Annotated in this window: 16 protein-coding genes; 5 read left to right on the plus strand and 11 right to left on the minus strand. The window is 39.5% G+C overall.

Features of this window, described 5'->3' with window-relative positions; genetic code table 11:
- Positions 1-87: 87 nt before the first annotated feature.
- The gene (galE, locus tag KTI79_RS01600) at positions 88-1,095 is read right to left on the minus strand and encodes a UDP-glucose 4-epimerase GalE (protein WP_032053980.1); all 1,008 of its coding nucleotides are present in this window, start codon (positions 1,093-1,095) and stop codon (positions 88-90) included.
- Positions 1,096-1,160: 65 nt separating this feature from the next.
- Here galE and tusD point away from each other — a divergent pair, with 65 nt between their 5' ends.
- The 4 genes from tusD to KTI79_RS01620 are packed head-to-tail and all read left to right on the plus strand — an operon-like array spanning position 1,161 to position 2,556.
- Positions 1,161-1,529 carry a sulfurtransferase complex subunit TusD gene (gene tusD / locus KTI79_RS01605; RefSeq protein ID WP_002115623.1) on the plus strand — a complete coding sequence of 123 codons (369 nt, stop codon included), beginning with the start codon at positions 1,161-1,163 and terminating at the stop codon, positions 1,527-1,529.
- Between the two features lie 44 nt (positions 1,530-1,573).
- Positions 1,574-1,924 (plus strand): hypothetical protein, encoded by a 351-nt coding sequence (locus tag KTI79_RS01610; RefSeq protein WP_032053981.1) that lies wholly within the window; start codon positions 1,574-1,576, stop codon positions 1,922-1,924.
- Positions 1,925-1,941: 17 nt separating this feature from the next.
- Positions 1,942-2,226 (plus strand): hypothetical protein, encoded by a 285-nt coding sequence (locus KTI79_RS01615; RefSeq protein WP_016140712.1) that lies wholly within the window; start codon positions 1,942-1,944, stop codon positions 2,224-2,226.
- Between the two features lie 18 nt (positions 2,227-2,244).
- A complete protein-coding gene (locus KTI79_RS01620) occupies positions 2,245-2,556 on the plus strand; it encodes a TusE/DsrC/DsvC family sulfur relay protein (RefSeq protein WP_032053982.1) in 312 nt (103 codons plus the stop codon).
- A 2-nt stretch (positions 2,557-2,558) separates the two neighbouring features.
- Here KTI79_RS01620 and KTI79_RS01625 read toward each other — a convergent pair whose 3' ends face one another.
- On the minus strand, positions 2,559-3,422 hold the full coding sequence (locus tag KTI79_RS01625) for a DMT family transporter (RefSeq protein WP_032053984.1): 864 nt from the start codon (positions 3,420-3,422) through the stop codon (positions 2,559-2,561).
- Between the two features lie 123 nt (positions 3,423-3,545).
- Here KTI79_RS01625 and KTI79_RS01630 point away from each other — a divergent pair, with 123 nt between their 5' ends.
- Positions 3,546-4,937, plus strand: coding sequence for a PLP-dependent aminotransferase family protein (locus KTI79_RS01630; RefSeq protein WP_032053985.1), 1,392 nt, complete (start codon positions 3,546-3,548; stop codon positions 4,935-4,937).
- A gap of 16 nt (positions 4,938-4,953) precedes the next feature.
- Here the strand turns inward: KTI79_RS01630 and KTI79_RS01635 are convergent, their stop codons facing one another.
- The 9 genes from KTI79_RS01635 to KTI79_RS01675 form a co-directional block, all read right to left on the minus strand.
- The gene (locus tag KTI79_RS01635; protein ID WP_262468241.1) at positions 4,954-5,436 is read right to left on the minus strand and encodes a winged helix-turn-helix transcriptional regulator; all 483 of its coding nucleotides are present in this window, start codon (positions 5,434-5,436) and stop codon (positions 4,954-4,956) included.
- Between the two features lie 216 nt (positions 5,437-5,652).
- Complete coding sequence (locus tag KTI79_RS01640; protein ID WP_032053988.1) at positions 5,653-6,888, minus strand: molybdopterin molybdotransferase MoeA; 1,236 nt, start codon at positions 6,886-6,888, stop codon at positions 5,653-5,655.
- Entirely contained in the window at positions 6,888-7,811 is a 924-nt protein-coding gene (moaCB, locus tag KTI79_RS01645) for a bifunctional molybdenum cofactor biosynthesis protein MoaC/MoaB (RefSeq protein ID WP_014207007.1), read from the minus strand. The genes KTI79_RS01640 and moaCB overlap by 1 nt, the downstream gene beginning before the upstream one ends.
- Positions 7,812-7,834: 23 nt before the next feature.
- A complete protein-coding gene (locus tag KTI79_RS01650; protein WP_032053989.1) occupies positions 7,835-8,320 on the minus strand; it encodes a molybdenum cofactor biosynthesis protein MoaE in 486 nt (161 codons plus the stop codon).
- A gap of 3 nt (positions 8,321-8,323) precedes the next feature.
- On the minus strand, positions 8,324-8,578 hold the full coding sequence (locus KTI79_RS01655; protein WP_032053990.1) for a MoaD/ThiS family protein: 255 nt from the start codon (positions 8,576-8,578) through the stop codon (positions 8,324-8,326).
- Positions 8,579-9,619 carry a GTP 3',8-cyclase MoaA gene (gene moaA / locus KTI79_RS01660; protein WP_079284193.1) on the minus strand — a complete coding sequence of 347 codons (1,041 nt, stop codon included), beginning with the start codon at positions 9,617-9,619 and terminating at the stop codon, positions 8,579-8,581. It abuts the gene before it with no gap.
- 229 nt (positions 9,620-9,848) lie between these two features.
- Positions 9,849-12,122, minus strand: a complete 2,274-nt coding sequence (locus tag KTI79_RS01665) for a molybdopterin-dependent oxidoreductase (protein ID WP_032053992.1) — start codon at positions 12,120-12,122, stop codon at positions 9,849-9,851.
- Positions 12,123-12,271: 149 nt separating this feature from the next.
- Positions 12,272-12,901 (minus strand): molybdenum cofactor guanylyltransferase, encoded by a 630-nt coding sequence (locus KTI79_RS01670; protein ID WP_032053993.1) that lies wholly within the window; start codon positions 12,899-12,901, stop codon positions 12,272-12,274.
- Entirely contained in the window at positions 12,898-15,678 is a 2,781-nt protein-coding gene (locus KTI79_RS01675; RefSeq protein WP_086376163.1) for a nitrate reductase, read from the minus strand. The genes KTI79_RS01670 and KTI79_RS01675 overlap by 4 nt, the downstream gene beginning before the upstream one ends.
- Between the last annotated feature and the right edge of the window lie 12 nt (positions 15,679-15,690).

The raw sequence follows: 15,690 nt of genomic DNA on the forward strand, positions 1-15,690 counted from the left end.
CACGGGCTGAAGCAAGTGTTTGCTCTGGCTAGTTAATTTTGAATATCGTACTCAAGCATTTCATTATTGTAAATAAGAATCATTATCTTATCTTCCATTTAATGTATTTTGATAAAAGCGCCATTCATCTTCGATCATTTGTTTTAATGGGCGTTTTGGTGCCCATTGCAGTAATGTTTTGGCTTTTTCAATATTAGCTCCAACTTGATCCAACTCAACATGCTTATAAATCGCTGTTTGTGTTGGAATCTCAGCTTGAGTGACTTGTGAAATTTCATCGAGTAATTGACGAATTGAATGAACTTGATCATGGGCAATATTAAATGCTTCGCAACAATGTGTTTGATCGCGCAGCCAATGTAAACTCGCACTCACCGCCTCGCACAAATCTAAAACATGTAGAAAACTGCGTTCAGTCGTATGATCTGATGTTTCAGCTTGATCTTGTAATTCAATCAAATCACGCTGCATTGCTGCAACTTGCATCGCGAGCGGTACAATATTTTTAGGAAGCTGAGCGACATACTCACCTAACACGCCATGTTCAAATGCACCTACAATATTCGATAAGCGCAAGATTGCAATTTTCCACTCATGATCAATTTTATAAGTATCACGGATAATTTCTTCAATCATCTGTTGAGACTTAATATAAGGATTAGGATAAGCGTAATTAAATTCTTCTGTTTCACTTAATTGCAGTCCAGATTTACCATAAGCTGCAAGGCTAGACAGGTGAATAAAATGACGAACACCTGTACGTTGCATTGCGCGTAGTAAACTCATGATGCAACTAACATTATCATTATAATATTCAAGAGGTTTAAGGTTAGATTCTTCAATTGATTTAAACCCGGCAGTATGAATAACCGCATCAATTGAATATTGCTCGAAAACCTTATTCAATGCGGGTGTATTACGTACATCAAGTTTGACAAATGGAACGTACATACCAGAAATAAACTCTAGCCGTTCAAGCGTTTGCAAGGTCGAATTAGCCAAATTATCGACGATTACCACTTCTTGCCCTTGAGCCATGAGACTCAACGCAATGTGTGAACCGATAAAGCCTAAACCACCTGTCACTAAAATCATTGTATACTTACCTTTCTCTTAATGTATCTACGCCCATTTAGACGTATGACCATAGTGAATTCTCAATGAGTACATTACTACTAATTACCTCTGCTCCTACTTCCATTCATGCTTGGCATGCGTTAGGACTTGCTCAGGCACTCAAAAGTAAAAATGAAGACTTCCGTGTATTCTTTTACCAAGATGGCGTGCAGGTTGCTAATGATTTTCAATGGGTTCCTGACGACCAGCGTAATTTAACGCATGAATGGCAAAAGCTTGCGATTCGTCTTCCTGTTTGTGTGAGTGCTGCCCTCGCTCGTGGTATTACAGATGCAGAAAATGCCAGTCGCCATCACCTTACTCATCACAACCTTGCCAAAGACTTTGAACTTGTCGGGTTAGGTGAACTTGCTGATGCAGTACAGTCAGCATCTCGTCTTATTCAATTTTAAGTTACTTTGTTTGCTTAGATTGTTGCTTTTAAAAGGTATATTGTGTGAAATCTGTACTCGTCATTTTAAGCCAAGCCAATTTAACCAGTCTTCAAATCAATGAAAGCCTTTCCGCTACTATGGTTTTAGCAACCTTTGGCTCACCAGTCAAAGTATTATTGAAAGATGCGGCTCTTAGTCTTTTGCAAAATGATTTGAGCTTTGATCAGTTGCGTCAGGCTTTCAAAGTGGCCTCAAATATGGTCGAAAGTTTTGAGTTCTATGACTTGAGTCCTATTCTGGTTGAAAGTAAAAATCAGCAGCATCTTCTTGTACAAAAAACCGAACAAGAAATTGAATTCGTTCAGTTGAATGCTGAGTTTATTCAATCTTTTGATCATGTTCTATATTGGTAGATAAAGGTGTAAGTTTAATGAATCCGTCAACACTTTATCTTGTGCAATCTTCTTACCACGCTACGCCTAAGATTATTGATGAGTTAAGTCATCTTTTTCAGGCAGGTGACCAGATTGTTTTTATGGGTGATTCTGTTGCACAGCTTTCTGCTGAAATGATTCGATCATTTGAATCTGTTTCATGTTTAAGCATCGAAAAAGACTTACTTGATACAGATACTTTAGCTCAGATTAATGTATTAGATTATGATCAATTTACGGATCTGATTTTGACGTTTAATCGCTGTATTTCTCTTAAATAATATATTTAGGCTGGTTTCATGAATTTAGAATTAGACCAAGATGGTCATTTGGTTGATTACACAATCTGGAATCCCGAAGTTGCACAAGAACTTGCCAAATCGCTTGATCTTGAACTCACTGATTGGCATTTTGAAGTTTTAGCAGCTGTACGTCAGTTTTATCAACAGTTTGGACATTCTCCAGCAACTCGCCCGCTGATTAAATTTTTAATGAAAGCGGTTAGTCCAGAGATTAATAATGCGGTTTTACAGCAACAATTTAATACTGGTTTAGTGGCTCGTCACTTAAGTCGTTTAGCAGGAATCCCTAAACCAGCAAATTGCTTATAAAATTAGGTAAACTTTTTGGCGGCAGCGACGCATAAAATCGTTGCTGCTGTAACCACCAACATTGACCAACTTACTTCTTCGTGTAACAAGACCGCAGCAATACCTAATCCCATTAAAGGTTGTAAGAGTTGTAGTTGGCTAATCGCAGCAATTCCTCCTTGTGCAAGCCCTTTGTACCAAAAGAAAAAACCTATCAGCATACTAAATAAAGATACATAAATAAGACCGACTAGAGCTGATGGAGACACACTTTGGAATGAAACCGGCATATAAAAAATAGTCAGAAACAGCATAAAAGGTAGTGACAAAATTAGCGCCCAACAAATGACCTGCCACCCTCCTATTTTTCTTGAAAGTACACCGCCTTCTGCATAGCCAAAACCACATAAAATAATCGCCATTAACATATAAAAGTCTCCTATCCCAAGTGAGGTATCACCAGAGATGAAGAACATATAAGCAAATACAACCGCGCTCCCCAAGATTGCAAATATCCAGAAAAATTGATTAGGTTTTTCTCCGCCTCTCAACACAGCAAATATTGCAGTTGCAAGCGGCAAAAGACTAACAAAAACGATTGAATGAGCCGCATTCATGTATTGGAGAGCAAGCGCTGTAAATAGTGGAAAACCTATCACCACGCCTAAAGCAACGATGGCAAGAGGCCACCAATCTTGCTTGGCTGGTTTTTTTTGTTTTAAAACCAAAATAAGAATAAGACCTAAAATACCTGCAATTGCCGCACGTGCCGCAGTTAGAAAACCTGGTTCGAACCCCATTACGGCTACGCGTGTTGCTGGTAGTGATCCCGCAAAAATAGCCACGCCAATAAAACCATTCACCCAGCCATTCATAAACCTATTCATAATTTTCTCCATTACTATACGAAGAATTTAAGCTGTGCTAAGGTGAATAAACCAGATACAAAGCAGTACAATTTAAAAGAACTGTAATGTATTAATAACCAGTACAGTTCGGATTGTAAGTCAGTGAACCAGAACAAAACCAAAATTGAAATTGTCATTTCAGAGATTGAGCAACAAATAAAAAATCGGTCTTTAATGCCTGGAGCACGCTTGCCTTCTGTTCGCAAATTGGCGAATGAGCTTGGCTTTTCTGTCTCAACCATCGTAGAAGCATATGAAAGATTAATTGCTTTAGGCAAAATCGAGTCAAGAACTGGATCTGGTTTTTATATTGTTGGTCCGCTCGCACCTTTAGCTTTAAGTGAATTAGGTCCTAAATTAGATCGCTCAGTCGATCCATTATGGATTTCACGTCAATCTTTGGAAGCAAAAGCAGATGTATTTAAACCCGGCTGCGGTTGGCTACCTGATGATTGGATGCCATTAGATAGTATTCGTAAAGCATTAAGGTCGGCCGCAAGAAGCCCAGATGATTGTTTGATGGGTTATTCAACGCCATTAGGATTACCCGCTCTACGTGGTTTACTGGCAAGACGCGCTCAAGCAAAAGGTATCAATGCAAATCTTAATCAAGTACTTTTAACAGACTCAGGAACTCAAGCGATTGATTTAGTATGCCGATTTTTACTAAAGCCCGATGATGTCGTTCTCATTGATGATCCTTGTTATTTTAACTTTCATGCATTACTTAAAGTTCATCAAGTCAAGGTTATTGGTATTCCCTACACACCAACTGGCCCAGACTTAGAAGCATTTAAAGAAGCAGTTGAAACTTATAATCCACGTCTTTATATCACCAACTCAGGAATTCATAATCCAACTGGCGCAGTACTTTCTCTTTCTACGGCGCATCAATTATTAAAACTTATTGAACAATCAAATTTGATTGTTGTTGAGGATGATATTTTCTCTGATTTTGAATATAGCCCTGCTCCTCGGCTTGCTGCTTTGGATAATCTTTCACGTGTAATCTTTATTGGAAGTTTTTCTAAAACGTTATCGGCATCTATTCGTTGTGGCTATATTATTGCTAAACCAGAATGGATTGATCAGCTCACCGACCTGAAAATTGCCACCAACTTTTCTCACAATGGTGTATCAGCTGAAGTTTTATTAAGTGCTTTAACAGATGGTTCTTATCGTAAACATATAGAATTATTAAAGGTCCGTTTAGCAAAAGCAATGCACGATACCATTACTCAGTTAGAACCTTTGGGTATAAAACCATGGATTAAGCCTCAAGCTGGAATTTTTGTTTGGTGTCATTTGCCAGAGGGAGTTGAAGCTTCAGAAATTGCAAAATACTGTATTAACCATCAAGTTATTCTTGCGCCAGGAAACGCATTTAGCCAAGCTACCAATGCTGGTCAATTCATACGCTTTAATGTAACACAGTCAAATCATAACCACGTTTATGAGACTCTAGCTGATGCGATTCAACAAGAGTCTTCGTAATTTATAGAGAGGAAAATTAAGCTTGTTTCTGTTTTTGCTGAATATATGCAAAGTAGCCCGGCCCAGCTGAAACCTGAACTTGTTTTGCATGTAAAGGTTCACGGCAAACCGAACATACCATGACTGGTTCAAATTTATGGCCACAAGTTTTATGACGATATTCTAAAGGTTTACCTAAACCTTGATCCATCCATTTATCTGCCCAATTTGCCATAGATAAGATAATTGGATAAAGCTCAAAACCTTTATCAGTCAATTTATATTCAAAGCGTTCCTGACGATCAAAATAAGGAGCTTTGACTAAAATTTCATATTCAACCAAACGCTTTAAACGATCTGAAAGGACATGACGAGTGATACCTAATGACTTTTGAAAATCGTCAAAACGGCGTATTCCCATAAAAGCATTACGTAATATTAGCATCGTCCATCGATCGCCAATCACTGATAGCATACGAGCAACCGAACAAGGTTGATCACCGATGTCGTCCCATTTCATCTTTATGCGTTCCTCGATATTTCCTAGCCTAACGGCCCTATTGTTTATACCCTAAACCACTTACCACGAGTTATGCAAGATTCATTATAAAAATAACTTCTTATCAACTTTATAAAAGAATTTTTATTCTAAAAAATAGAAAGCTATTATATAAATTCGCTTAACAAATATAACTCACTCAATTGTATAGTGAGTTATATCTACTATTACTCATCATTAATTTGAGATGAATACACCCTTCAAAATATGACCTGCTTCTAGTTTCACACTTGCTGGAATTCGCACCAGACAATTGGCCTGCATTAAATTACTAAGCATGTGTGATTGCTGTTTTGCCAGACTTTTAACTTTAAGTTGTCCATTGTTAAAGTAAGCATGCATTCTTAGAAAACGTTCACGCGCATCTTCTTTTAAATTATGATCTAAAATTGCACTAAACCACTCTGGCTCTGCTGAGTTTCCCTGTAAAGTGTCAAGCAATGCTTTACCGTAAATCTGCATAGACACATAGACCGCAGCCGGATTACCCGGTAACCCAAGCAAATAACAACGCTGATCTTTTCCCGTGTGAGAATATTCAGCAAAAAAGAGTGGCTTACCCGGCTTTTGTTTTACTTTCCAAAAGATCTGTTCAAAGCCCGTCTCAAAAGCGCATGGTCGAACAAAGTCATAATCACCTACTGACACTCCGCCTGTGGTTATGATGACATCATAGCTATTTTTTAACTGATTAAAGTAATGCGTGACTTGCGCCGCCTCATCTGCCACATGAATGAGTTCAATCTCTAGGCCGTAATCTTCAAACCAAGCTTTTAGTAATGGACCATTTGCATCAAAGATTTTGCCTTCTGCAAGATCTTCTGCTGTTTCGGCAACTTCATCACCTGTGACTAAAACAGCGACTTTCGGTGCACGATAAACATCAACTGTTTGTACACCCGCCATACTTAAGGCAGCCAAGCTTCCAATATTTAAGAACTGTCCAACTTGTGCAAGCAACTGTCCGTTCTGGATTTCTTCGCCAGTAAAACGAATGTCAGCTTGAGATCGAATATGTTCAGTTAAACAAATTTCTTGAGGTGAAACAACCGATACGATTTCTTGCCTCGCAACATGTGTTGTGCCTTCGGGAATTTTGCCACCTGTAAATATACGAATCGCTTGACCTTCGCTTAGGATGTCATGACTTTCGCTTCCAGCACGAATTTCACCTGTAACCTGAAACTTTTGATTATTTAAATCTTCTGCATGACTACAAAGCGCATAACCATCTACAGCACTTTGAGAAAAGCTTGGTAAATTAATTTCTGAATAAATTTCTTTAGCAAGATAACGACTTAGGCTATTTTGAAGAACTTGCTGAATTGAACCTAATTTTTTAGGTCGGTTACTAATCAGTTCAATTGCTTCATCTACGCTAATCAATCCACGCTCTGCACCACAACCTGACATTATTCATAACCTCCCGGATGTGGTAAATCACGGCAAACATCAAAAATATGGACTAAGGCAGGTAAAATAGCAGCCATTGATTCGCTTGCTCCACCACGGCTTCCCGGTAAAGTCACCACTAAAGAGCGATCAATAAAACCAGCTACTCCACGCGACATTGCAGCATATGGCGTGCGTTTTTGTCCAAATGAACGCGCAGCTTCCATTAAGCCATCTAGCTTACGCTCAAGAAGAGGTTCTAGCGTATCAACCGTAATGTCACGCTTACCAATTCCAGTACCACCAACCGTCATAATGCAAGCATATGATTTGCTCAACTCAAGCACTAAGTTTTTTAAAGTATCCGCTTCATCTGGCAAAATTTGGTAATGAATTGGGTCGAATCCTGCTTCGGTTAAAGTTTCAACCACAGATTTTCCGGCAGTATCGGGCTTTCTACCCGCGGCTACGGTGTCCGACAACACAATAACAGCAGCCGAAACAGGCTGACGAAGAACTCGCTTAAAGTGTGATTTGCCACCTTTTTTCTTAAGCAGTTTACATTGATCCATCCAGAGTTCTTCTGGTTCACAATGCGGTTTTAACATGTCGTAAATGGTTAATCCCGCAAGGCTTGCAGCCGTTAGAGCTTCCATTTCTACGCCAGTTGGACCAATGGTTTCCACCACAGCAATAATCTTTACAAAATCATGTTCTAATTCATATTCAACATCTGCACGATAAATCGGCAATGGATGACACAAAGGAATCAGCTCATCAGTTCGTTTTGCTGCCAAGATTCCTGCAACACGTGCAGTTTTTAATGCATCCCCTTTTTCAGTATTTCCCTGTCTTAATAATTCAATACAGTGCGGTGGTGCATATAAAATTGCTTGTGCTTCAGCAACACGATAACTTTCCGGCTTCATTCCTACGTTTTTCATTATTTATCCTAGTCTTGCTTATTTCAGTGTGAGTGTTCATGGCCGGTATGATGGTGATGTTTGTGGTCGTGCGGTGCATCCTTACGAATACAACAGCCCTCTACATAATGACTCGTGCCATCTGTAAAGAATTCTTCTTTAAACACAGGCACTTCATGTTTTACCCGCTCAACCGCTTCTTCGCATGCTTGAAAAGCTTCACGGCGATGGGCTGCATAAGCAATTGCAATAATGGCTGTTTCGCCAACATCTAAATATCCAATCCGATGAACCACTCGCACATAAGATACCTGATACTTTTTCTCAATTTCCAGTTCAATTTCACGTATCATTTTTTCAGAAAGCGGTTTATACGAGGTATATTTCAATGCTTTAACAGCTTTACCTTCATGATGGTTACGAACCGTACCCATAAAAATATCAATTCCACCGCATTCAGGAAATGATTCAATCGAATCAAAGATATCAAGGCTTAAAGCCTGCTCTTGTATACGTGCAAAATCTCGCATGGCTCATCCTCCTGCAACTGGTGATAATAAAACCAAAGTACACGGCTGATTTAAGGCAGATTGTCTCGTTATGACATTATCGCCAATAGCGCATGCACATTTTTCCATGGCTTGTGTACATTCTGGATGTAAAGTCACAATTTCATCTAAGACATCTTTCACTAAAATATTGGTAGGGCAAACGATCGAAAGATTTTGGGGAAGCAATTTTTCAATTGCACCGAATGATTCGATTTTAATTTGGATAGATTGCTGCATTTATCCCCCAAGCATATGCATACTGATTTTACGGGTTTGTTGATGTTGTAAGGCATGAAAGCCTTTGGCTTTATGCCAAATATAAGGATGGACCAAATTCTTTAAATTTTGGATATACATGTCGTATTCTGGTGTACTTTGTTTACTTACCAGCGTTTGAAGCTGTGGCTTAATATTTAAACCCTGCGGTGCAAAGAGACAGTTATATAGCTCCCCTTGTGCCGTTAATCGTATGCGGTCACATTGGTGGCAAAATGAATGAGTAATGGTCGAAATGATGCCTAGAGTGTAGCTATTATTAAGTAGATATTGACGCGCTGGCTCATGTTGTTGCTCGATGAGTTGTACCGAATAATGCGGTTGTAATGTCTGTAAAATTTCTGCTTCACTCACCACATCTTTATTTGACCAGAGTGCATCACCATCAAGTGGCATGAATTCAATAAAACGTAGCGCAATATGATTGGCGATAGACCATTTCACCATCGGTAGGATTTGATCGTCATTTTTATCTTTCATTAACACGCAGTTAATTTTAAAAGGTAGCCCTGCATCTTTTGCAGCTTGAATACCCTCAAGAACTGGTTCTAACTTTTTCTTAGTGAGCTCTTTAAATTGAATCGGATCTAGGCTATCTAGACTAATATTTAAATCATCTAGACCAGCATCTTTTAATTGCTGAGCGTATTTTGCAAGATAATGTCCATTGGTGGTCATTGAAATACGTTTTAAGCCTAAAACTTTTAAAGCTTGTAAATCGCGAACGAAATGAACAATACCTTGACGCATTAATGGTTCACCACCCGTAATACGGATGCTTTCAATACCTTGTTGCACCATAAAACTGCAAAACTGAAAGAGCGCCTCAAAACTAAGCAAATCTTGTTTATTTAGCCATTCAGGATGTTCAGGCATGCAATACACACACTTAAAATTACAGCGATCAGTTACTGAAATACGTAACTTTCGCTTGATACGCCCATATTGATCTTGCAAAAGCATTGGCGCAGTTTCAGAGTGATATTGTTTCATTATTTGCACTCATATCGAGAACAGTTCAAATATTGCAAGCACTCATTAAGAGCAATTAAACTTTTAAAATTGCGCCTTAGTAGTGCTTTGATCTTTATTGCAAAATTTGTTCCAATTCTATTTATCATCCATAACTTTTTGGGTTGTATTTGAAATTTCGGCCGTATCGTTTTAGTTCAAACTTTAAAGCTTTACAAAATCAGTGCGGCGTCAACCTTTTATATGCCCTACTTTATTTCTAGCACTTTTCTAAACGGATGGGTACATATTTATGGTACGGTGTTTTAGATAAAGGGTCACAATGCTCACCAGAAATGAGCATGTTTAATTGTGGTCCAATAGGTTCCCCACCTTGAAAGCGCATGCCATAACCATGTGGAAGCGAAACAACTCCTTTTCGCATTCCCTCATCAAAATCTACAGTAACCTGAATTTCTCCATGTTGTGAGATACATTTGATTTGATCACCCACAGCTACACTTAAGGCTTCTGCATCTTCAGGATGAATTCGTAAAGCCCCTTCAGCATCTACTTTTCTCCAAGCTGGATCACGGTAAATTTGATTGGCGTTATAGCTACGTCGCTCACCTGATAAAAGTATGAATGGAAATTCTTCAACATTAACGTTATGGCTTTTCAATCTTGCGAGCTCATTTAACATCTCTGGAATAGCTAGACGTATTTTCTTATCTTTATAAGCCACTAGTTTCCAGACTTCGTCATATTCATGTTGTGACAGCACAACACCGGAACGTTGCTTTAATATTTGCTCAAATAGTTTGACACCTTGTGTTAACGGATTACCCTTGTACCCTGCACGACTTACCGCTTTGGTGTGTAACACAGCATATTGAATAGAAAGTGGCAATAAAAAAGCTACTGAATCTGCAGAATTGCCAAGTCGTTTGCCAAGAGTTCGATAAATGATAGAGGCAGCAAAAGGGATATATTTTTTATGTCGTGCAAAAGTAAGTCCTAATGCAGACAAATACGGTAAATAAGCTGTTTTTTTAGAATCAACTGAAGCTATTTTTTCTAAAATTGAGAAATTCTTGGGAATAGCATTCATAGCTTCCAATAATCGAGTATAAATTTCTGCCTCTGGCAAAGTATCCGCTTGAGCGGTCAATACAGGGTGTCTTAGGTGAAAACCATTTTTAGGAAATTCCAAATTAAAACCAGTAAATTCCCATTTTTCAAACTGGGTATGCGCTGGCAAAATGTAGTCAGCAAGCCTAGCGGTTTCCGTCATGGCAACATCGACCACAACCAACAAATCTAATGCTTTAAATGCTTCCTCATAAGCTGGTGTATCAGGATAAGTTAATAACGGATTACAGCTATCTACAAAAACTGCGCGAATTCGCTTTTCCCCTGCTTTTAAGATTTCATCGGGTAAAATATTAGGCGGGAAAAACCCGGAAATCGGGAACATTTTATGATAAACGCTACGTCGATATTTTGGTTTTCTTTCATCCGTATCGGTCAAAATTGGAATAAACATGGTATGCAAATTATTGGTACCTTGCTTTCCAAAGTTTCCAGTCACTAAATACAGTAATTTTTCCAAATATCCATTTAATGTCGTATTTAAAGTATGTTGAATACCTAAATCAATACGCACACAGCCTCTTTTAGCTTTGGCAAAATCTCGAACCACTTGGTAAATCAAATCGACTGGAACATCTGCTTTGGCAATATAGTCTTCAATCGGCACACGACTAAATGCTGTTTTTACGTCTTCAAAACCGTGCGTATGCTGCTCAATAAACGCTGCATCATAAAGCTTTTCTTTAATAATGATCGCAATCATGGCCGACATTAAAAAAGCATCTGTTCCCGGTTTTAGCTGCACGTGAATGTCTGCTTGTTTTGCCGTTTCGGTAACACGCGGGTCAAACACCACCATAGTTCGATTCGGATCTTTCTTAATATGTTTTAGCGTGTCTCGTGCGTTAGGAATGCCATGGGCCTGAAACGGATTTGTCCCAATAAAAAGTACATAGTCGGCATATTCAACATCTTCTGTGGTATGGCAAGCCTGACTACCGAACAGGCGGCCATTAAGCCAAAAATCACCCGTTTTTTCTTGGGCAAGTGAGTTGTAGGCATAATAACTTTTCATGGCCAACAAAAGTTGTCGGCCATAAGCTGCGCCGAGGTGGTTACCCTGACCACCGCCCCCAACAGAAGCAAAAGCAGTTCCGCCAAAATCATCTCTAATCTGCACTAATCGATCAGCAATTTCTTGTATGGCAACATCCCAACTCACTTCTTGAAATGAACCATCTGGCTGACGTTTTAAAGGTGTGGTCAAACGGTCTGCGTGTTGTTGGTAGTGTTGTAATCTGGCAGCTTTTTGGCAAATGTAGCCTTGAGAAAAAGGATGTTCGGGATTGCCTTTAATTTTGACAAACTGGTTATCTTTAATTTCGACACTTAAACCGCAGTTTCTTGAACATAAGATACATGCGGTCACATCTGTTTTACTTTGCTGAGCTGCGTCCATCACTTTTCTGGCTCCGTTTATTTTTATACATCTGGCTAGAATGAAAATAACAAGTTCCAAAATAGAACTTAAATAATAAATAGTCAACAGCTCAAAATTTAAAAGCTTGCTTCACCCGACCAATGTAAGTTTTAAAGCACTCATATACGAAGTTAATTTGCTGTAAAAATTTCTTTAAATACTTTGATTTGTTTGTATTGCTGAAGCTCATCCAATGAATTGATGCTATGAAAAAATAGGTTTTGTTTTTGAAATATAACGACTTGAGCATGCAAAAGTTTAAAACACTCTTTCAGACTTAACCGTTGCTTTTCAATTTGCTCCGTTATGGTGATTAGGCTTTCACGTTTTAATAAGCAAAATGGATACAAAGCATCTCCATTAATTGAAACATAGGCTGCCTGAGCCTGTTTATTTTTGCGAAGTGCGCTATGTAATTTCGCAACGACTTGTGTAGGTATATATGTCACATCACAAGGTGTAAACAAAACATAATCTGCTTTTACATGTGACCAGGCACTTTTCATTCCCATGAGTGGGCCGAAAAAACCAGAAGAATCATCTTGAAAACACTTAATATCAGGCACAATACTTTGATAGATTGAATAGTCGCGATGACTATTCACCCAAATTTCAGATACAGAAGACTTTAGTTTTTGATGAATTTTGAGTAGTTGCGTATCGCCATCAAATTGCTGCAACAGCTTATTTAAACCATTCATACGGCGGGCTTGTCCACCCGCCAAAATGACCAGATCAGTTACGGGATACCCCTTATTCACACTTCCACCTCCTGCTGGCAAGCTTTAATCAAGCCACGAATCTCAGGTAAACATGAACCACAGTTCCCACCTGCTTTTAAACATGCAGTAACCTGTTTTTCATGGGTAATGTTTTGTGTTTTTATCACGTCGATAATTTTATTCTTACCTACTTTAAAACAACTACACACTAAAGGCCCATCATTATTAGTAGCCGACATTGGCATACCCGCTAGTAAAGCTTTTCGGTGCAAGGCGCTCAAACGTTCTCGTTTAAACAGACTCGCTACCCAATCACGGTCTGGCAATAAATCTGGCGGTGCAATATATAGACTTGCAATTACAATACCATCTTTCAAAATAACGCTATGGCTCAGTTGTGAAGAGATATCTTCTATGCTTAACCATTCAAAGGTTTCATCGGCAAATGGCAAAAAGCTTTTCAGATTCTTTTGAGTATCATGAAAAGTTTGGCGGTCTGCAAGTTCATAACGATTGGTTTTCACCATTTTGACTTTAGTCCACCATGCACAGTGTTGTAGCGATTCTTGAATATGAGAATCGTATCCTTCACGAATATAGAGTACACCTTGCCAAGTGGTATAGAACGGCTGAATAGTTACAGGTGTATGTTTGAACTCAGGTTCGCCTGAAATTGCATCAACTTCGGGGTTAACGACTTTACCAATGCGAGCATCGGACGCAACTTGTTCAGTCCAGTGAATCGGCGCAAAAATTTGCCCACGACGTACTCCCGACGAGAATGTTACACGTAGTACACAACTACCCCATTTTGAACGGACTTCAACCAAGCCTTGATCACGCACACCAAACTTTAAGGCATCACTCGGATGAATTTCGCAAAATGGTTCGGCACGGTGACTGGTTAAATTTGGCGACAAACCTGTACGCGTCATGGTGTGCCATTGGTCTCGAATACGTCCAGTGTTTAAAATGAGCGGATAGTCTTCCGAAATTGCATGAACTGGATCAATTGCAACAGTTGGAATCAATTTCGCCTTGGCATTTTTATGACTAAACTGCCCTTTGCCAAACAGTTGTTGAACGGCTTTAGCGTCTTGGTTTCTATCCCATACTGGCCATTGCACTGGTTGTAGAGCATCGTACTCAGCACCACTTAGATTCATTAACCCTTTCAGATTGAAATAACGAAAATTATTACTTTGTTCACGAGTATCTATGTCTGCATTGTCTTGTGCCGATAACGCTGCATGCTCATTGAAAATATCAACAGCACTATTAAAGTCAAAACCTTTAAAGCCTATTTTTTTCGCAACTTGGCTAACAGACCACCAATCCGCTTTTGCTTCATCTGGCGCAGGTAAAAAAGCACGTTGACGTGAAATACGACGCTCAGAGTTAGTCACAGTTCCATCTTTTTCTCCCCACCCTAAAGCTGGAAGCAAAACATCGGCATAGGCAGTAGTATCCGTATCTGCACAGATATCTGATACAACGACCAATTCACATTTCTCTAAAGCACGTTTCACCTGATCGGCATCTGGTAAACTTACCACCGGATTGGTTGCCATAATCCAGATGGCTTTAATTTTTCCAGCTTCAACAGCACGGAACAAATCAACAGCTTTTAAGCCAGCTTGAGTTGCAATAAATGGGCTGTCCCAAAAGGTTTGCACTACTTCTTGGTGCAAGGGGTTATCTAAATCCATATGGGCAGCCAGCATATTAGCTAAGCCACCCACTTCTCGACCACCCATGGCATTGGGCTGGCCTGTCATTGAAAATGGTGCAGCGCCGAGCTTTCCAATTTTGCCTGTTAGTAAGTGACAGTTAATAATGCTGTTGGCTTTATTCACGCCCTGACTTGATTGATTCACACCCATTGAAAATAGCGTGATTACCTTTTCAGTCTGCGCAAATTTCTCAAAGAACTGTTGCAACTTATCGAGTGCAATTCCCGTACGCTTTGCGACATATTCAATATCGGCTTCTGGGTGGCTGCTTGCCAAAACATCTTGCAGACCTTCGGTATAAGCATCTACAAAGGCCTGATCGGCATGACTATTTTGATATAGATATTGGAATAGACCGTTGAACAATGCGACATCTTGGCCCGGTAAAATCGGTAAATGTAAATCCGCTTGTTCACAGGTACTGGTAAAACGTGGGTCAATTACCACCACAAACATATCTGGATTTTGGCTTTTAGCCTGCATAATCCGCTGATACAGCACAGGATGGCACCATGCGGTATTGGAACCGACCAATACCACCATGTCGGCATGTTCAAAATCTTCATAACTTGCAGGGACAAGATCTTCACCAAAGCTACGTTTGTGACCTGCCACCGCAGATGACATACAAAGACGCGAGTTGGTGTCGATATTTGCAGTACCCAAATAGCCTTTTACAAACTTGTTCACCACATAATAATCTTCAGTCAAAAGCTGACCAGAAACATAAAATGCAATGCTGTCATGACCATATTTTTCAATACAAGATTGGAATTTATCAGCAATTTTATTGATAGCGGCATCCCATGTCGTTACCACCCGATCAGCTTTTCGTCCCATCATTGGTTGTAAAACACGTGTTTCTAACCCCAAAGTATCCGCAAGTCGGCTACCTTTAATACATAAGCGTCCAAAGTTGGAAGGATGCTCAGCATCCCCCTCAACTTGTACCAGAGGTCCTTGAGGTTTTTGTTGGACGTTTACGCTAACACCACAGCCCACCCCACAATATGGACATGTTGTTTTGATTGTTTTTGCAACATGATCGGAGCTATCGACTTCAACGCTTGGAATACTATTCATAACTGCTCCTTT

Origin of the sequence: Acinetobacter sp. WU_MDCI_Abxd143 (assembly GCF_025514195.1) — a bacterium.
GTDB classification, from domain to species: domain Bacteria; phylum Pseudomonadota; class Gammaproteobacteria; order Pseudomonadales; family Moraxellaceae; genus Acinetobacter; species Acinetobacter pittii_H.